The organism is Acetobacter estunensis, from assembly GCF_019083805.1.
Taxonomy (GTDB): Bacteria; Pseudomonadota; Alphaproteobacteria; order Acetobacterales; family Acetobacteraceae; genus Acetobacter; species Acetobacter estunensis_A.
This window is the reverse complement of sequence record NZ_JAHRDV010000003.1, coordinates 139,299-156,269: the sequence shown is the minus strand read 5'-3', so window position 1 is coordinate 156,269 and position 16,971 is coordinate 139,299. Positions and strand designations below refer to the sequence as shown.

General features: G+C 56.3%; 17 protein-coding genes. 9 read left to right on the top strand and 8 right to left on the bottom strand.

The window, feature by feature from the left end; translation table 11 throughout:
* Window positions 1-14 precede the first annotated feature (14 nt).
* The 5 genes from KUA11_RS05465 to KUA11_RS05445 all read right to left on the bottom strand — a co-directional run bounded on the left by KUA11_RS05465 (window position 15) and on the right by KUA11_RS05445 (window position 6,355).
* The gene (locus KUA11_RS05465; RefSeq protein ID WP_254454700.1) at window positions 15-1,169 is read right to left on the bottom strand and encodes a major royal jelly family protein; all 1,155 of its coding nucleotides are present in this window, start codon (window positions 1,167-1,169) and stop codon (window positions 15-17) included.
* A 186-nt stretch (window positions 1,170-1,355) separates the two neighbouring features.
* Window positions 1,356-3,521 (bottom strand): TonB-dependent siderophore receptor, encoded by a 2,166-nt coding sequence (locus tag KUA11_RS05460; protein ID WP_254454699.1) that lies wholly within the window; start codon window positions 3,519-3,521, stop codon window positions 1,356-1,358.
* Between the two features lie 45 nt (window positions 3,522-3,566).
* Complete coding sequence (locus KUA11_RS05455) at window positions 3,567-4,694, bottom strand: LLM class flavin-dependent oxidoreductase (protein ID WP_217409354.1); 1,128 nt, start codon at window positions 4,692-4,694, stop codon at window positions 3,567-3,569.
* 195 nt (window positions 4,695-4,889) lie between these two features.
* Complete coding sequence (locus KUA11_RS05450) at window positions 4,890-5,624, bottom strand: ABC transporter ATP-binding protein (protein WP_408744158.1); 735 nt, start codon at window positions 5,622-5,624, stop codon at window positions 4,890-4,892.
* Complete coding sequence (locus KUA11_RS05445) at window positions 5,624-6,355, bottom strand: ABC transporter permease (RefSeq protein WP_217409496.1); 732 nt, start codon at window positions 6,353-6,355, stop codon at window positions 5,624-5,626. Before KUA11_RS05445 ends, KUA11_RS05450 begins: the two co-directional genes overlap by 1 nt.
* A gap of 287 nt (window positions 6,356-6,642) precedes the next feature.
* Here KUA11_RS05445 and KUA11_RS05440 point away from each other — a divergent pair, with 287 nt between their 5' ends.
* The 6 genes from KUA11_RS05440 to KUA11_RS05415 all read left to right on the top strand — a co-directional run bounded on the left by KUA11_RS05440 (window position 6,643) and on the right by KUA11_RS05415 (window position 11,694).
* A complete protein-coding gene (locus tag KUA11_RS05440; RefSeq protein ID WP_217409352.1) occupies window positions 6,643-7,617 on the top strand; it encodes an ABC transporter substrate-binding protein in 975 nt (324 codons plus the stop codon).
* A gap of 20 nt (window positions 7,618-7,637) precedes the next feature.
* Window positions 7,638-8,798, top strand: a complete 1,161-nt coding sequence (locus KUA11_RS05435) for an acyl-CoA dehydrogenase family protein (protein WP_217409351.1) — start codon at window positions 7,638-7,640, stop codon at window positions 8,796-8,798.
* A gap of 275 nt (window positions 8,799-9,073) precedes the next feature.
* Entirely contained in the window at window positions 9,074-9,742 is a 669-nt protein-coding gene (locus tag KUA11_RS05430; protein WP_217409350.1) for an energy transducer TonB, read from the top strand.
* Window positions 9,743-9,802: 60 nt separating this feature from the next.
* A complete protein-coding gene (locus tag KUA11_RS05425; RefSeq protein WP_217409495.1) occupies window positions 9,803-10,804 on the top strand; it encodes a MotA/TolQ/ExbB proton channel family protein in 1,002 nt (333 codons plus the stop codon).
* A gap of 2 nt (window positions 10,805-10,806) precedes the next feature.
* Window positions 10,807-11,232 (top strand): ExbD/TolR family protein, encoded by a 426-nt coding sequence (locus tag KUA11_RS05420; RefSeq protein ID WP_217409348.1) that lies wholly within the window; start codon window positions 10,807-10,809, stop codon window positions 11,230-11,232.
* 36 nt (window positions 11,233-11,268) lie between these two features.
* The gene (locus KUA11_RS05415; RefSeq protein WP_217409347.1) at window positions 11,269-11,694 is read left to right on the top strand and encodes an ExbD/TolR family protein; all 426 of its coding nucleotides are present in this window, start codon (window positions 11,269-11,271) and stop codon (window positions 11,692-11,694) included.
* A gap of 95 nt (window positions 11,695-11,789) precedes the next feature.
* On the opposite strand, the gene KUA11_RS05410 is transcribed toward KUA11_RS05415, so the two are convergent.
* Window positions 11,790-11,996 carry a hypothetical protein gene (locus KUA11_RS05410; RefSeq protein WP_217409346.1) on the bottom strand — a complete coding sequence of 69 codons (207 nt, stop codon included), beginning with the start codon at window positions 11,994-11,996 and terminating at the stop codon, window positions 11,790-11,792.
* 366 nt (window positions 11,997-12,362) lie between these two features.
* Between KUA11_RS05410 and KUA11_RS05405 the strand changes: the two genes are divergently transcribed.
* Entirely contained in the window at window positions 12,363-13,049 is a 687-nt protein-coding gene (locus KUA11_RS05405) for an RBBP9/YdeN family alpha/beta hydrolase (protein ID WP_217409345.1), read from the top strand.
* A gap of 34 nt (window positions 13,050-13,083) precedes the next feature.
* On the opposite strand, the gene KUA11_RS05400 is transcribed toward KUA11_RS05405, so the two are convergent.
* Entirely contained in the window at window positions 13,084-13,695 is a 612-nt protein-coding gene (locus tag KUA11_RS05400; protein ID WP_217409344.1) for a nitroreductase family protein, read from the bottom strand.
* Window positions 13,696-14,065: 370 nt separating this feature from the next.
* Here KUA11_RS05400 and KUA11_RS05395 point away from each other — a divergent pair, with 370 nt between their 5' ends.
* Together KUA11_RS05395 and KUA11_RS05390 are read left to right on the top strand one after the other, a co-directional pair.
* Window positions 14,066-15,397 (top strand): FAD-dependent oxidoreductase, encoded by a 1,332-nt coding sequence (locus tag KUA11_RS05395; RefSeq protein WP_217409343.1) that lies wholly within the window; start codon window positions 14,066-14,068, stop codon window positions 15,395-15,397.
* Complete coding sequence (locus KUA11_RS05390; RefSeq protein WP_217409342.1) at window positions 15,394-15,786, top strand: 4Fe-4S dicluster domain-containing protein; 393 nt, start codon at window positions 15,394-15,396, stop codon at window positions 15,784-15,786. Before KUA11_RS05395 ends, KUA11_RS05390 begins: the two co-directional genes overlap by 4 nt.
* Before the next feature lie 16 nt (window positions 15,787-15,802).
* Here the strand turns inward: KUA11_RS05390 and KUA11_RS05385 are convergent, their stop codons facing one another.
* Window positions 15,803-16,795, bottom strand: coding sequence for an ABC transporter substrate-binding protein (locus KUA11_RS05385; RefSeq protein WP_217409341.1), 993 nt, complete (start codon window positions 16,793-16,795; stop codon window positions 15,803-15,805).
* Window positions 16,796-16,971: the final 176 nt, after the last annotated feature.

Below are 16,971 nucleotides of genomic sequence, written 5' to 3'. Positions count from 1 at the left end.
CGCGCTGTCACGCTTCAGTTTTTGCCGAGAGTGATCCGCACAAGAATGTAGGGCCGTTCCTGCATGTCGCGTCCGTTGTGAAAAGCGGGCAGACGCGCCCACTGCCCTACTGTCATCAGCAGGCCACTGGTGCCGTCCGGAGCGATGCTGTCGGGCGCGATCAGACGGGGATCGTGCGCGACCAGAGTGAGCGTGCCATCCGGCGTACGACGGGTGACGCCATGCCGCTCTTCGTCCGCCATGTAGAAACTGCCGTCGGTCGCAGTAAAGATACCGTCCACGACACCGACTTCGCCTTCGTCATGCACGGCCTGCACAAGATCAGCGGGCTTCACTCCCGGATCGGCCAACACGGCAGTGGGTACGCTGTAGAGACGGCGTGAGGAGAAGGGCGACCAGAACAGACGCGCGGAATCGCGGCTTAGCCCGATCCCGTTTATGCCGCCCTGCGGCATGGCGGGATGGTCCGGATCGTAGCGAAACAGTTTGCCGTCCACTTCCATGACATGGCCGGGTGCGGCGCTGACGCTGCGGTCATCGGCCAGCAGTCGTCGTGCCTGTCCGGTGGCGATGTCGAGTGCGATGATAGCTGGATGCACTGTCTGGGAGGAATCGGAAATGAAGACCGTCCCTTCCGCGCCATGTGTCAGGTCCACGCGCAGATCATTGATGTGACTGTCCGCGCGTACTACAGGAACGGCGAGTGAAAAGCGGCGTACGATGCGATTGGCGACCGGGTCGATCAACACGATGGCGGGTGTCAGCGGTGTCGTCTGCCCGGCGACCGATCCTTCATCGATGACCCACAGCCGTCCACGACCGTCCACTGTCATGCCGAGCGGAGAGATCAGGTCTTTCTGTGCATTGGCGTTGGGAAAGGGCGTCAATGTCGTGCCGCCATGCCACACGGCGAGGACCGGACCCGGATGTGTCTGTGCGCTGGTGGGGAAGGACAGCACCACGCGCCCGTCGGGCAGGCGGGCGATGCCGGAAGGTTGCGCGTGAGCGAAACGGGCGACGACCGTGACATTGCCGGAAGGCGCGGCGCCATGATCGACGCTATCGGCAGCATGGGCTACCGGGTTGGTGGAAAGAAGGCATGAGGCTGCCAGCAGTCCGGCTTTCATCCAGAAGGGAAGGCAGAGTTTACGAAAGCGGTTTTCCGACATGCGAGGATCCTCAGCGGCCTGACTGTTCGGATCAGCCATAACGGGAAAGACGGCAGGCGACCACATATCGCCGGACGAACGCTTTGCGCGGCACCGTTGCAGCGTATGCACGTTGATGGACCGTTTTGCCGGAAATGAAGGGATGACATGGTCATGTTTCACTTCCGGCGAGAGGACCGGGGCACGTTACAGATCGAAGCGGGTGCTGAGCGTGACGGTGCGAGGCGCGCCAGCAAACAAAAGGCTGTCGCCGCGGCTGAGCCAGTAGCGCACGCCGCCGATGTTTTCCACGGCAGCGCGGAATGTCAGTGTGTGATCGCTGACGCGCGTGATGTAGGTCGCGCCGATATTGCCCACGATGTAGGACGGAAGCCGGATGGTGTTGGCGGCGTCCAGCCAACTGCGGGAAAGATAGTTGAAGCCCGCATTGACACTCAGCCCCTTGATGGCCGGTACGCGGTAATCGGCGTTCAGGGCCGCCTGAAAGGGTGCGACGGCTTCAATCCGGTGACCGGCATAGCCAACAGCAGCCTTTACATAACGCGCGTCCAGATAGGCCAGACTTGCATTGATATTCAGGTCTTTTGTCACGAGCCACGAAGCCGCAGCTTCTACTCCCTGATAGCGTGATGTTCCGTCCTGCACGTAATAGTTCTGGGCATTGGTGTAGGCGGCGCCTGTATCCATGCGAAAGAGCGCGAGCGTGCCGCTGAACGTCTTGCGCTGGACTTTAACGCCCAGTTCATACTGATCGCTGCGCATCGGGCTGAAGACCTGCATGTAATTGGCGGTGCCGGCGGTGGCCTGGCCGCCCGCCTGCATGGCCTGCACCCAACTGAAATAGGCGTTGATCCACGGCTTGAACTTGTAGCTCAGTGAAACAACGGGGGTGACGGGATTGTTGCGATGGGCTGCCGTGCGCGCCCCGGTCGTCGCGTAATCGTTTTCCATGTAATTGGTGTAGCGGGCCCCCGCCATTAGAGACCATTTGCCCCATGTCATGGTGTCGCTCCAGAATGGCGCGACCTGTTGGTAATCGATGTAGCGATACATACGTGGATTATAGTGTGACGCACTCGTCAGGGACGGGCGGTTGAAATGCACATTGCCGTATTCATATTCGGAAGCCGCACCGGAGTTGGCGTCCGCATCGAATATCTGTCGGAGCCACGTTACACCGATGACGACATCGTGGCGCAGCGGGCCTGTATCGAAATGTCCCTGTGTCATGAAATCGACCTGATGGTAGGTCAGGACACGGGTCATCTGGAACGGCTGACTCATGTAATTGCCGCCAGTGCTTGTGAATGTCAGCATGCTGGAAGGAAAGCGCTCGTCCAGATGTGTGTAGCCATAGGTCAGGCTCGCGTTCCAGTTTTTCGCAAACTCCCAGTCAAATCCAGTGCTGAAGCGCTTCATGTCGTTAGTTTTCCATGAACCCTGCGCACCGAACGCGGTGCGTCCACTGATGGGTTGAACCGTGCCCACGCCACTGGCGACACGAATGCCGTTCACCAGACCTTTCTGAAGGGTGTTCAGATAAAATGTATTGAAATGCCAGTGCAGTTTGTCGGTGATGCGCACATTGGTGGTGAACGATGTGGAAAGATTGCGTACAAAGCCCTTGTTGTACTGATCGCCGACCTCGCTTGCGAAAACGAGGCGCGTCTGGACCCGGTGGTCCTTGTCCAGCGAGCCGCCGACATCGAGCATCTGTCGAAAGATTGAGTCCGAACGATATCCGGCTTCCAATGTCAATTTGCGATTTTCCAAAGGCGCCTTGAGGCGATAGTCCAGCACGCCGCCCGGCGAGCCGAAACCGTACATGAAGGCGGATGCGCCTTTGAAAACCTGAATCGTGTCGAAATTCGCGACCGGCAGATCGATATACCAATAAGGAATGGCAAGACCGTCGATCTTGTAGCCATTTGTCCAGTCAAGATTGAGACCGCGCACACGCACGCTTGAGCCAGACGCGGTGGCTCCTCCATTGGAATTGGCCTGCACGCCCGGCTCATAGCGCATGACGTCGTTGATATCGTTTGCCTGCATGGCCTCGATACGAGCAGCGGAGACGGAACTGACGGAAAAAGGCGTGTCGAACTCGGAGTGGTTGCCGAATGCGCCCAGCGGCACATGACGAGCAAGACGCGGTGTGTTGCGGCCCACTCGGATGGAGAAGGTCTCGTTGCCGCCCTGAACCGGCGCATGGGCTTTTTGTTGATGTATTTTCTGGTGGGGTAGGGCGGCAGCCGTAGACGACGTGGCATGAGGTGTTGCGGCATACGCCGTGGCAAGGCCGGGAAGAGGGGCGAGCAGAAGGGCGCGCAGCCCGGTGCGGATCATGATCATTGGATTTCCGGGCAAGAAGAAACGAAAATACTGAAGAGGAGGATATCAGGCAACGGAGGCGCCACAGCGTTCTTCTTGTGCGACAAGCGCTTTTACACGTGGGATCAGTTCACGGCCGTAGAGAACCGTGTCTGCGATCGGGTCGAAGCCCCGGATAAGGAATGTCTCGATACCAAGACGGTAGTAGCGCAGAAGGCTTTCCGCGACCTGATCGGGTGTCCCAACGAGCGATGTCGAGTTCCAGCGCCCGCCGGTAGCCTGAACCACACCTGTCCACAGTCGCTCATCATGGCGTGCGCCACGGGATGAAATCGCCTGAAGACGTCGAGATCCTTCGTTTGTGGGAAGTGTTTCAGGAGTAGGGCGTGTACCGGGACGATCGAGGGCGATACCGCCTTTTTCGCGCTCATGTTCCTGACGTGACCTGAGCGTGGCTTCAATGTCAGCAGCCCGTTCCCAAGCCTGCTTTTCCGTATCCGCGATGATGGGCCGAAAGGAAATGGAAAAGCGTAGAGTGCGACCGTATTTTCCGGCGGCTGTACGAACGCGGTTGACCAGCTGTGCGGCTTCATCAAGAGGTTCCCCCCACAGAGCGTATCCGTCCGCCTGCTCTGCCGTGACAGCGATGGCTTCTTCCGAAGCTCCGCCAAAATAAATGGGAATACTTCCCGATGCGTGCGGCAAGACGGTCGAGTTGGCGCCATGTAGGCGATAGAATTTACCCGTGTGATCGAAGGGAGTGCTGCTTTCCCATTCCCGTCGAACGATGCGGATGTATTCGGCCGCTCGGGCGTAGCGCTCGGCTTTGGTCAGGCGATCGCCATCGGCTTGCAGTTCGAGATCGTTGCCACCTGTGATGACATGCATGGCCACGCGCCCGTTGGTCAGATTGTCCAGCGTGGCGAATTGTCTGGCGGCCAATGTGGGGGAAGCAAAACCCGGTCGATGCGCAATCAGCAGACCCAGCCGTGTGGTGACGGACGCTGCGTGCTGGGCCACGAGCAGGCTGTCGGGTGAATTGGAATGGAAAGCCACCAGCACACGGTCGAAATCACCGCGTTCATGCAGCAGAGCAGAAGATTCGATATAGACGGGATCGACGGCTGGACCAAAGGGTCCGACGATTTCCGTCTGCTCACGCGCGCTGACATATCCGATGAATTCGACAGGCATTTTCTCTGACCACATAATCTCTTGATGAGTAGATGTTATGGATTTTTCAGATAAAATCACGAGAGGAATGGTCATGTATAATGTTGTGAATCGTAAACGATGCTATTTATTAAGTATTGTTGTTCATCCACTTCGTGGTAAGGCAGTGATCGTGGTGTCTATCCCGTCACAACATTATAGAATCTGAGTGTGCTGCTATTCATGCACGCCCAGATGTTCCAGCAGCGTAGCACGCAAGCGCACAAAAACAGGATCGGCGTGCCGACGCGGACGGGGAAGAGGGATCGGCAACTCAGCCCGGATACGCCCAGCTTCCAGAACTACGGCGCGATCCGCCAGTAAGAGCGCTTCATCCACGTCGTGAGTCACCAAAAGCACGGCACTTTTGTGTCGTTGCCACAGGGCTGACACGAGATCCTGCATACGCAGGCGCGTCAGCGCGTCGAGTGCTGCAAAGGGTTCATCCAGCATCAGGAATTTCGGCTCCCGTATGAGCGCCCGCGCCAGTGCAGCGCGTTGGGCTTCCCCGCCGGATAGGGTCAGGGGCCAGGCATCAATGCGATGGGCAAGTCCCACTTCTTCCAGAACATGGCGTGCCTGATCTCGTGGTGTATCGTTGCGGCCCAACGTCACATTCTGCCAGACTTTTTTCCATGGCAGGAGCCGGCTTTCCTGAAACACCACGGAGATTTCCTGAGGGCAGGAAATGTGACCTTCCGTGACAGGGTCGAGACCTGACAGGGTACGGAGCAATGTCGATTTACCCGAACCGCTGCGACCGAGAAGAGCGACAAACTCGCCTTGAGCAATATCCAGATTCAACTGATCGAGTACGCGCGGACCGTTTCCAAAACGGCGGCTCAGGCCGCGCACACTGACAGCGGGTTGAGCGACGGAGGGAGCGGCGATCAGGGGAGATATCTGATTCATCATGCGCCCGCTGTTGTTTTAAGATGCTGAGGACGCCAGACGAGGGCTTTTCGTTCCAATATGCGCACGACCTGATCCGAGATCAGTCCCAGAAGTCCATAGATCGCAAGTCCGACGAAAATGATATCGGTGCGCAGGAAATCCTGTGCGTCCATCATCATGTGTCCGATACCACTGTCGGCGTTGACCTGTTCGGCCACAACCAGCATCAGCCATGATATGCCGACCGCAAAACGGATGCCGACCAACAGATCGGGCAATGCTCCGGGAAGGATCACATCGCGGATGGTCTGGCTGCGTGACAGGCGCAGGGTGCGGGTCATTTCCAGCAATTTGGGGTCGATCGAGCGAATGCCCTTGTGAAGATTGAGATAGATTGGAAACATGGAGCCTAGTGCTACGAGAAGAATTTTTGGGGTTTCTCCGATGCCAAACCAGAGAATGAACAGCGGCACGAGAGCAAGAACCGGCAGCGTACGGAAGATCTGAAGTGGGGCATCCACGATGTTTTCACCAAGTTGGGAAAGTCCCGAAATCAGGGCGAGGCTGGTTCCAACCAAGAGAGCAAGGGAAAGCCCGGCGACCGCGCGCAAGAGTGACACACCCATATTGGTCGAGAGGGTGCCGTCTTGAACCAGCGTCCAGCCTGTTCCGAGAATTTGAAGGGGTGACGCAACAAGTCGGGTGGACAGCAGTCCTGTAGAACATGCGGTCTGCCAGCACAGGATCATCAGCAAGGGGGAAAGATAGCGGGCAAGGTTCTGCAGTTGCAGCCTGTTGACCCACTCTCTCCGCGAGGAGGAAGAGAAGGCAGTGCCTGACGGCACGTCAAACCGGGGTGCGGCGGGAGATGTGTTGTGCAGGGTTGCGCCGGACATGACTTCGTGACTCCACGCTGTACGTATTTTCAGGAGACATCCTTTCATATTTACATTTTTATATAGTGTGAATTATATTAATGTCATATGTTTACGTGATTTGATTGAACTCCGCGATGTCTGGTGATGGTTTTTCGAGAATGAAACATGCTTCACCGCTTTTGCGCCGCCTGTTCGGCCGCTCTCGCCTCCTGTCATGCGTTTTTGTTCTTGTGGCTGGGGCGCTTCCGGGGATGTCCGCCCGGGCGCAAGACGAATTGATTGTCGCGGATCAGAAAGGCCAGCAGAAAGCCTTGTTGGAAGCGGCTGGGGTGGACAAGGACTTGCCCTATCGCATTCGCTGGGTGGAGTTCGAGGCGGCAGCCCCGCTGTTGCAGGCGCTGGGAGCCAGAGCTGTCGATACGGGTATCGCTGGAGACGGTCCGTTCATTTTTGCCTGGGGAGCAGGATTGCCCATCAAGGCGGCGTGGCTGATTCCGCCGCGTGGGGGAGGAAAAGCCACGGCCGTGATCGCACCGGAAGGTTCTTCCATCACCAGTGCGACGCAGTTGTCGGGTAAGCGGATTGCCACGGGTCGAGGCTCCATAGGTCATCTGCTTCTGCTACGTCTGCTGGCAACAGGAGCCATTTCTGCTCCAGCGCCGAAGTTCGTTTTTCTTTTGCCGGCACAGGCAAAGGCGGCGCTCGATACACAGCGTGTGGAGGCGTGGTCTACGTGGGAGCCTTATGTCTCTCTCGCCGTCATATCCGGACATGGACACGTTGTGGCGGATGCCGCCGGTCTGATGCCGAACAACAGCTTCTTTGTGGCCAATACGGAGGCGCTGGTCAGCAAGCGTGTGCTGCTGGCTGATTTCTATCGCCGGATTACGGCGGCCTATGCATGGGGCACTCAGCATCAAGCGGAATATGCCCGCATTCTTGCCCGCCAGACCGGAATCCCGGAAAATGTGGCTGTGTCTGTGGCGAAAAAACTTATTGCCACGCCAGCACCTGTGACGCCTGATGTAATCAAGGCCGAAACAGGTGTTGCCGATGCCTACCGATCTGCCGGTTTCCTCACGCGGTCGGGCGCTTTCGATAAGGCATTCGAACAGAATCTGACATCACCCTGACGGAAGATGGATAGTTTATCATGGACGGATCACGGATTATCGAACCCACGCAGGTCGAGATAGAAGTGCCGGATGATCTCGTGCGCCGGTTTGCTCTTCATGCGGCGGAACATGATCGTCGTGGTGAAATCGGTTTTGATAACCTAGAAGATTTGCGAAAAGGCGGGTTTCTTTCTCTGGCGGTGCCTCGCAACAGAGGCGGCGGTGGGATTACCCTGCGTCAGATCGTGAAAATCGTGGCGCGTGTGGCGCAGGGTGATCCTTCCACAGCTTTGATTCTGGCCATGCAGTATCTTCAGACAGCTGGGATCGTGGCATCCGACACATGGCCCGAGGATGTACGTGGCGAGGTGCTTGATTCGATTGTCCGCTCGGGCGCGCTCGTCAACGCTTTGCGGGTAGAGCCGGAGCTTGGCACGCCAGCACGTGGCGGAATCCCGGCCACACGGGTGCGCCGGGAAGGCGGGCGTTGGCTGCTCTCCGGGCGCAAAATCTTTTCGACCGGTTCCTCGGCGCTGCACTGGGGCGTTGTATGGGGTGCCACTGAGGAGGATGTGCCGCGGATCGGGCAGATCCTTGTGCCGCTCAATTCTCCCGGTGTCCGGATCGAGAAAAGCTGGCATCAACTCGGGATGAGAGCGACCGGCAGCGACACCATCGTCTTTGAGGATGTTGAAATTCCTGAGCGGTATCTCATCAATTTCCATGACAGCCGGAGCAATCCGGAAACCCCTGCGCTCGCCACATGGCATACGGTTGTTGTACCCGCCCTCTACGATGCGGTTGCGCACGCGGCCCGGGAATGGCTGGTTGGATTTCTCGAAGGACGCGTTCCTACGGCACTGGGTCGTCCTTTGTCCACATTGCCGCGTTTTCACGCTGTTCTGGGAGAGATAGACGGATTGCTTCTCACCAATGAAGCTCTGCTGGATCGAGCGCTAGCGAAGGTTGAGAACGGAACCATCACTCTGGTGGAGGCTGGACAGATCAAGCGTCTGGTGACCGAAAATGCCATTGCCTCCGTTGCCCGGGCTGTGGAAGTCACGGGAAATCCGGGCCTTAGTCAAGACAATCCTCTGGAGCGGCATTATCGAAATGTTCTGTGCGGGCGTATCCATACCCCGCAGGCGGATGCGGTGCTTGAAGGTGCGGGACGATCGGCTTTTGAAACCGTGCGGTAAACGGCTGCGATCAAAAGCGATTATGCGTCGATAGGGGCCTTGGTCTGGAAAGATAATTTCTGGCCAAGGCTTTTTTGCGTCCGTGACAATATCGATTCATTGGCGAGCATTGACTGACGGTTGAATATAACTCCGGTTTCATAAGAGGGTTTTTCGCATACACTTTCAGAACGGGCCATTCTTCGGAATTCACGTTTTCAAAAGGGAAATGGATTTCCCTACCACCCGAAGTATGGCTCTCGCGCCAATACATGGCTGTCTGGGAGTTGTCTTGCATGTTCGATTACGCGCAGGAGCAGCGCAGTCCGGTAAAGCAGGCCGTTGGCGTTGGCGGGGTCTCGTTCATCTTTCTCGTGCTGGGGGGGATTTATGCGACCTGGGTGGACAAACAGCCGGCTCCTGTTCAGCACGTGCCCATGCAGGCTGTAGTGATTCGACCGGTCAAGCCGCCCCCGCCTCCTCCGCCTCCACCCCCGCCTCCGCAGCTGACCGCACCACCACCGCCCTATATTCCTCCACCAAAGATCAAGGTGCCGCAGCCGCCCAAGCCGGTCGTTCGGCACGTGACGCATACAAAGCCGCTCAAACCGGTTGTGCCTTCGCCGCATGTGGCAGCGACACCCGCGCCGACGTCATCAGCGCCACCGGGTCCAGCCGTGCCCGATCATGTCGCGGGCTCGCGCCCTGTGAACCACGTGGCGCTGGAATATCCCGATGAGGCCCAGGATGAAGGGCGAGAGGGACGTGTTTCCGTCGTGTGCGACGTGGAGCCTACGGGCGAGACCAGCAACTGTAAGGCGACAAGTGTTACCGGAGGGCAGGACTTTGCCCGTGCCGCACTCGATTACGTGCGCAAAGCCCGTTACGTGCCGGCCACGGCAAATGGTGTGCCCGTCAAAGAGTTTCACCACACCTATACGATTTCATTCAGCCTGAATGAATGAGTTTCCGACGTTCGCGATTTTACTATCTGTTGATCACAAGACACAGGAATGGAAATGCCAATGACACCCCTGTCGCACCGCTCGCGCTTTGGTGGTTTTGCCGTCCCGCTGCTCGTGGGGCTGCTTGCTTCCTCAGCACCCATCGCTGCTTTCGCGCAGGACGCTGCTGCACCTGCAATTCCGTCGGCGGCACAGAATGCCGCCGCTGACGGCACAGCTGCACCTTCTTCATCGTCGTCTCAGGCTCCGGTAGTTGCGGCACCTTCCGTAAATGCGGCGCCGGAGGCTGCGCCTATCGCTCCATCTCCGGTGGTGACTGAGAAATCGGCGGACAATCCTTATGGACTGAGTGCGCTCTGGGCGAATGGTGACATCATTGCGCGCGGCGTTCTGATCATCATGCTGCTGATGTCCATTGGATCGTGGTACATCATCATTACGAAATTCGTTGAACAGGCACGTCTTCTGTCCTCGGCCAAGGCGGCTGCGAAGAATTTCTGGTCGCACCGGACACTTCAGGAAGGAGCGGCATCGCTCAAGACGACTTCGCCGTTCCGTTACGTGGCCGAGACCGCTATCACGGCTGCAGAGCATCATGAAGGGACGATGCAGGATTCAATCGATCTTTCCGACTGGACATCTGCCCAAATCCAGCGATCTGTCGATACGGTGCAAAGTAACCTTCAGAGTGGACTGGCCTTCCTCGGAACGGTTGGTTCGACCTCGCCATTCGTGGGGCTGTTCGGCACGGTCTGGGGTATTTACCACGCACTCACGGCCATCGGCATCGCTGGGCAGGCGTCAATCGACAAGGTGGCAGGACCTGTCGGTGAATCGCTCATCATGACAGCGATTGGTCTGGGCACCGCCGTTCCTGCCGTTCTGGGCTACAATCTTCTGGTTCGTCGCAACAAGAACGCTCTTGAACGGGTACGCAATTTTGCGTCAGACGTGCAGTCGATCCTGATCGGTGGTTTCCGGCATGGCGCTACACGCGAGACGATTGTCGTGCGGCCCGATCGTTCGCCCACCACAGCGACCGCATCAGCCCGGGTGGCCTGATCATGGCAATCTCCATCGGTGGGGGCGGGGATGATGATGAGGTCATTTCCGCCATCAACACGACGCCTCTCGTTGACGTCATGCTTGTGCTGCTCATCATCTTTCTCATCACCATTCCGGTGGCGACCCACACGGTGAAAGTAAGTCTGCCCAAAGACACCAACCAACCCAGCAAAGTATTGCCGGGCAACGTCACCCTCGCGGTGACGGCGGATGGACAGACATGGTGGGATCAGACGCCGCTGCGTGACCATGCGGATCTGATGGCGCGGCTGGATAAGGTCGTACGTCAGCAGCCGCAGCCCCAGATCATGATCCGGGGCGATGCAAGTGCCCGCTATGAGCCGGTAGGGAAGCTGGTTGCAGCCTGTCAGGAAGCGGGTGTGACGCGAGTGGACTTCATCACGGAGCAGCCTCATGCAAACTGAAGCGTGGCTCTTCATTGGCCCGAGAGGAGAGTGCTCATGGGTATGAATGTCGGTTCTGACAGCACCACTGAGGATGAGGGTATTGTCGATATCAACACCACGCCGCTGATCGACGTGATGCTGGTGCTGCTGATCATGCTCATCATTACTATTCCGCTTCAGACGCACTCCGTTTCGCTTAATCTTCCGCAGGGCGATCCACCGCCACAAACCACGCCGGATCCACAGACCGTCACACTTGGGATTGATTTCGACAACACGATCACCTGGAACGGTGCCCCTGTTGTAAGTGAGGCTGAACTCCAGAGCCGCCTGCAGGAAGCTGTTGCTCAGCCGGAGCAGCCGGAAATGCACATCAGTCCGAACCGTCTTGCTGATTACAAGATCGTTGCTCATGTGTTGGCAGATGCCCAACGGTTGGGCATCACAAAGCTTGGGATTATCGGAGGCGGGGAGGAATAGCGGCTCCCGATCCTGATTTTATCTGATCTGAAAAAAAAAGCCCGGATGCTGTTCAGCATCCGGGCCTTTTTCATGATGGAAACTGGTGGCGATGATCACGAAGGATATGCGGCAGTATACCGAGCACGCCGCAGATGCAGAGCTGCTTGTCGCATGAGTTCGCCCGGTTCGGACGCCGTGCGTTTATGAAGTGAGCGAACGCTATCGTGCACGGCATAGAAACGATGTCTTGGCGGTGTATGGTCCAGAATCAGGGTTCCGAGGAATATGCCGTCAATCTTGATGATGCGGGAGGCGATCATGGGAATGTTTCCCTATCGGAGTAAAGTGAAACTACTGTCTTCGGTGTGAGAGATCTCTGCCCGCTGAAAGGGAAAGAAGATCGGGTGATGCGTGCGGGGACTTTCGACATCGTGGAAAAGTCGCTGTTTTGGAACTCATTGTCGGTAAGATCCTTTAATTTTCGAAATGGATTCGGAATTTGATTGTTTTGTCAGATGAAGATCCGCATGATTCGTGAAATCGTTTCATGATGTTATTTTCTGTTTCTCAACAGCTCATTGATTCCTGCGAAATGTATGGGTTTTCTCTTATTCACGAAAGACGTTTTCAGAAAAGAGTATCATGATATCTACAATGATGTGATGCCCGCTAGCCGGAGACCTGTCATGCGTCTTTCCTCTTCGTCGCGCTCCAAATTTCCCGTGCCGCACCCGGTTTCGTCACTGGTTGATGAAGAACAGGATGGGCGGAAGAGTCTCGTTCAACGTCTCGCCGCTTTTGATGTGGTAATTGTGCCCGGTCTTGACGGTTCAGGTGCGCGACATTGGCAATCCCTGTGGGAGGAGTTTCTGCGGAGGCATGGGGTGTCTGTGCAGCGCGTCGAACAGACTGACTGGTCGCGTCCTGATCTGGTGGCGTGGCAAACGGCCCTGCAAGCTCTTGTCAACGTGTGTGTCCGGCCTGTCATAATCATTGCCCATAGTCTGGGCGCCTTGCTGACGGTTCATTGTGCGAAACTGAACATTGCTGGCGCTTTGCTTGTGGCGCCGGCAGATGTGGACGAGTCCAGGGCATCGGGTGTGATGCGCACAAGAGGGTTCGCACCCGTGCCTCAAAAGATTATTGCATTTCCATCCGTTCTGGCCGCGAGCGATAATGACGAGTGGCTTTCGCCGTGCCGCGCACGGTTTCTGGCTCAACGTTGGGGAGCGGAGCTATTTCCGGCAGGATGGGTTGGGCATATAGGAAACCGAGAAAATCTGGGGATGTGGCAGGCAGGATTTCATGCTCTGGAGCGACTTCTTGATCGGATCGACAGGGAACGAAAAACCGAAGGAGAGTATGAAATCTGAAACGGCGATCCCACTGGGATCGCCGCCTGAGCGGTCAGGATTGGGATGTCGGAGGTATAAAGCGGCCCTCGAAGGCCAGCGTTTCAAGGGAGGCACGTGTCGATGGCGCTTCCCGTTCCCGAAGATTTTCCGGTAGCTGGCTGGCATCTCCACGATGTCCAAGAACGATGGCTGCATGCACCACATGGTCTTCAGGCAATTCCAAGCCAGCGTGGGCTAACTCTTTGTCGAAGCCGCTGATGGGATGAGTAAACCATCCATTCTGATTGGCCTGCAACTGGATCAGAACACTGGCGGCGCCAGCATCAAATGCGTGAGACGGCGCATCGACTGGTTCACCTGTGCGGGCGCTGTCTGTGATGGTTCGGGAAGCAATATAAATAATGGCGGAAGCATTTTCTGCCCAGGCGCGGTTGAAGGGGATCAACCATGACAGGAACCGCTCCCAATCCGGTGTGTTGCGTCGTGCGTAAATGAAGCGCCACGGTTGCGCATTATAAGCAGAGGGTGCCCAACGACCAGCATCGATAATGTTTAGGAGTTCGTCGCGCGTGATGTCATCAGGCGTGAAAGCACGTGGGGACCAGCGGTTGAGAATGAATGGGGCAACCGAAGAATCGGCGTCACGGTCGGGAAAAGATGTCATCAGGGGTGAAACTCCAGAAAGATGAGACAAGGTATCTTGTGCATGTCGTCGCTCTGACAGAGCAAATTTCGAGACGAACAGTCGACGAGGGCGTATGAGATGCGAAATGTGTAACTTCCCTTCGCTGTTCGTGGTGGTTCTGTTGAGCAAGGTGATATTACATTGAGGCTAGCGGGCGACAAGGGACAGTGAGGAATTCTGAAGATTCAGATGGAAAGTGACACGTCTGGCTGTATTCAATTTATTTTCATCAAGCTGCACGTAAGAAATACTTTCTGGTTAGTGATGGGTGTGGGAAATAGAGTAAAAGTTCTGACGAAAGATCGTCTTCTTTCGTCATTTTTCAGTCTTTTCCTGCGAAAGCTCCACCATGCATGAAATTACCACAGACGTCTTGATCATAGGTGGCGGCATGGCAGCGGGATGGGCTGCCATATCGGCAGCCAAGGCAGGCGCGTCCGTTGTCGTTGTGGATAAAGGATTTATGGGCACGAGCGGTGTCACAGCGCCTGCCGGTCCCAACCATTGGTGGGTGCCCCCAGAGGAAGGGCGACGGGAGGCTGCGGTTCGAAAAAGGCTTGAAACAGCCTTCGGACTGGCCGATCCGGTATGGATGCATCGTATTATTGATATAACGTGGCAATCCATTCCTGAACTTGCGCCATGGTATCCTTTCTCCGGTGATGGACGTGGCGGTGTGTTTCGTTCGGGATTGCGCGGGCCGGAATATTTGCGCGCGTTGAGGTGTTACGCGCTTTCACTGGGTGTGACGATCCTTGATCACTATCCGGCGTTGGAACTTCTGGCGGGAACGGATGGTGCCATTGCGGGGGCTGCGGGTTATGCGCGTCTGTTGGGTAGGCCATGGCGGGCATATGCGGGCGCGGTGATCCTTGCGACGGGAGGGTGCGCATTCCGTTCGGGATTGCTCGGCAGTTATTCCAATACCGGGGATGGGTACCTCATGGGTGTGGAGGCGGGTGCGGAACTGTCGGGCATGGAGTTCTGTGTGTCCTACTCCATCTCTCCTTCGTGGTTGTGTACCCGGACGCTGCCTTATACCGGAGCGCGGTTTTTCAATTCTCAAGGAGATCAGTTGGAGATTCCGGGATGGGATCGACCGCGTGACTATCTCTGCGCTTTGGCGACGGCGTTTCAGGATGGTGCTGTGTATGCAGATCTGCATGAAGCTCCAGCTCAACTGCCTGCCGTAATTCGCGAGATCCAGCCGGCAACCGTTGCCGCGTTCGAGAGGCGTGGGCTGAATATGTTCCGAGATCGCTTCGAAGTCAGTTTGTTTGGCGAGGGTACGATCCGGGGTGTTGGTGGTTTGCGCATTGTGGATACCGGATGCGCGACATCGGTGCCGGGGCTTTATGCCGCCGGAGATGCGGCCACACGCGAGCATATCGCGGGAGCCACCAGTGGCGGCGGGGCGCAGAATGCTGCATGGGTGGAAGCGCGGGATCATCTGCATGGTGAAGGTCTTGATGCAGTTGCTGCACGGGAAACAGCAGCTATGGCTGCTACCGCGCGGTGGTGCAATGCGGCTGCCCGGACGCGCTGTGAAAGCCGAGGCATGCATGTGCGTGTGGATTATCCGGATATAAATGCTGATTACGAACAACATCTTCTGACAACCGGGCTTGAGAGCGTTCATACGAATCTGGAGAGTTTAAGCGCAGCGGAAAGCGGATCATGACCATAGACATTCTTGAGGAGCGTTGCACCGGTTGCAATACCTGTGTTGTGGCCTGCCCGGATCATGTCCTGGATATGGGACAGGAAGAACAGGCTCCGACTGTTGCTCGTCCGGATCAATGCCAGATATGCTTTATGTGTGAAGTCTATTGCCCTCACGATGCGCTCTATGTAGGTGTGGATGCTGTGCGGCGCGATGAGCTGTCCCATGATCCTCTTGGACAAATCCGACATGATTACGGATGGGATGGAGCCAGTGCGGATCCTTTGCGTAATTTCTGGCGACTGGGGCCATTGTTGCGTGAAGGCGTGGAAATTTCTTCTGAACGTTATGCACGACAAAAGAAGAGGCATGAAGACCCGCTATTTTCCGAGGCGAAGTTTTCCTGACGACTCTAGTAGTACATCAGCCGGTCAGGAGGGCTGTTAATTCATTGGAGAAGACGGACTTCAGGTCTGGCCGTGAGGGAATGAGGCGCTGTTCTACAAAAGTATCGGCAACAATCTGGGCGCTCTGGATATCACCATCATTCCATGGGCGTATGCGGTAGGGACGATTTTGAGCGTCGAGATCGCTCAGTACAATGGGTTCGGGTATCTGGATGATAGGGGAAATGGCTTTCGCCCACCGTGTTTTGTTCTGTGTGAGAAGTGTATAGGCTTTACCGAGGCGGTTGATGTAATCCGCTGCGGCTGCTCGAAAATCTGGGTTGGGAAGCCGGAGTGGGTTGGCGCCGATGAAGTAATGGCCGGAGAGGATATTTTCGGCACTTTCGAGAATGCGGCCGAAACCATCAGCCATGAGAAGCGGAATGACGTAACCATAGGTTGCCCAGGCGTCCAGACTGCCTGATTTCAGTGCTGTGAGGCCCTGACTCATTCCGAGTGGGACCGGCGTGATATCGGCAAATGTAAGACCAACTTTCTGAAGCATTCGTATCAGGAAATAATGTGCTGTAGTCGAACGGATATAGCCAACTTTCCGACCTTTCAGATCGGCGAATGAACGGGCGGGAGAGTTTGCGGGTACAACGACTGCTTGATTGGTTGTGGGACCATCGATTGTTGCAACTATCTTCACCCGCGCAGCGGAAGCCGCGATGAAGACAAGAGGAATCTCGCTCCATCCACCCAGGTCGACAGCATTGGCGTTGATGGCTTGAGCAATGAGATTGCCTGAATTGAACTCACTGAATTCCACTTTGTATGGAAAATCCGCGAGCTCGGCAGCAGGAATGATTGTGGAATCCATACCGCGAAAGCTGGCAACACGCAGAGTGATGGATGAGAGGTTTGCCGCGTGGGCGCGGCGCGGAGAGATCGGGAGCGAAGCTCCGAGAATGGAGAGCGCTCCGAGACCGAAATGACGGCGAGATATACGTGGATCCAAAGACGTCATGCGTGTTTCCATTTGGAATTATGGTGTATTTATCTTTTCATGGATTGAGATGTTTCGAGTATGAAAAATACTCGACTGTTGGATAAATGTCGGGAAGAGCGACCGAACAGAAGGCATCATTTCAGTCTTTTGCATTAGTTGATGGACGATCCGAGTGCATTTGAGGACATAGCGGA

What these genes read in the sequence shown, in the direction of transcription:
- KUA11_RS05435 (WP_217409351.1), top strand. Translation starts at nt 7,638, where the DNA reads ATGGACGGATCACGGATTATCGAACCCACGCAGGTCGAGATAGAAGTG.
- KUA11_RS05395 (WP_217409343.1), top strand. Translation starts at nt 14,066, where the DNA reads ATGCATGAAATTACCACAGACGTCTTGATCATAGGTGGCGGCATGGCA.
- KUA11_RS05420 (WP_217409348.1), top strand. Translation starts at nt 10,807, where the DNA reads ATGGCAATCTCCATCGGTGGGGGCGGGGATGATGATGAGGTCATTTCC.
- KUA11_RS05465 (WP_254454700.1), bottom strand. Translation starts at nt 1,169, where the DNA reads ATGTCGGAAAACCGCTTTCGTAAACTCTGCCTTCCCTTCTGGATGAAA.
- KUA11_RS05450 (WP_408744158.1), bottom strand. Translation starts at nt 5,624, where the DNA reads ATGAATCAGATATCTCCCCTGATCGCCGCTCCCTCCGTCGCTCAACCC.
- KUA11_RS05405 (WP_217409345.1), top strand. Translation starts at nt 12,363, where the DNA reads ATGCGTCTTTCCTCTTCGTCGCGCTCCAAATTTCCCGTGCCGCACCCG.
- KUA11_RS05430 (WP_217409350.1), top strand. Translation starts at nt 9,074, where the DNA reads ATGTTCGATTACGCGCAGGAGCAGCGCAGTCCGGTAAAGCAGGCCGTT.
- KUA11_RS05390 (WP_217409342.1), top strand. Translation starts at nt 15,394, where the DNA reads ATGACCATAGACATTCTTGAGGAGCGTTGCACCGGTTGCAATACCTGT.
- KUA11_RS05385 (WP_217409341.1), bottom strand. Translation starts at nt 16,795, where the DNA reads ATGACGTCTTTGGATCCACGTATATCTCGCCGTCATTTCGGTCTCGGA.
- KUA11_RS05410 (WP_217409346.1), bottom strand. Translation starts at nt 11,996, where the DNA reads ATGATCGCCTCCCGCATCATCAAGATTGACGGCATATTCCTCGGAACC.
- KUA11_RS05460 (WP_254454699.1), bottom strand. Translation starts at nt 3,521, where the DNA reads ATGATCATGATCCGCACCGGGCTGCGCGCCCTTCTGCTCGCCCCTCTT.
- KUA11_RS05445 (WP_217409496.1), bottom strand. Translation starts at nt 6,355, where the DNA reads ATGATCCTGTGCTGGCAGACCGCATGTTCTACAGGACTGCTGTCCACC.
- KUA11_RS05440 (WP_217409352.1), top strand. Translation starts at nt 6,643, where the DNA reads ATGAAACATGCTTCACCGCTTTTGCGCCGCCTGTTCGGCCGCTCTCGC.
- KUA11_RS05425 (WP_217409495.1), top strand. Translation starts at nt 9,803, where the DNA reads ATGACACCCCTGTCGCACCGCTCGCGCTTTGGTGGTTTTGCCGTCCCG.
- KUA11_RS05415 (WP_217409347.1), top strand. Translation starts at nt 11,269, where the DNA reads ATGGGTATGAATGTCGGTTCTGACAGCACCACTGAGGATGAGGGTATT.
- KUA11_RS05400 (WP_217409344.1), bottom strand. Translation starts at nt 13,695, where the DNA reads ATGACATCTTTTCCCGACCGTGACGCCGATTCTTCGGTTGCCCCATTC.
- KUA11_RS05455 (WP_217409354.1), bottom strand. Translation starts at nt 4,694, where the DNA reads ATGCCTGTCGAATTCATCGGATATGTCAGCGCGCGTGAGCAGACGGAA.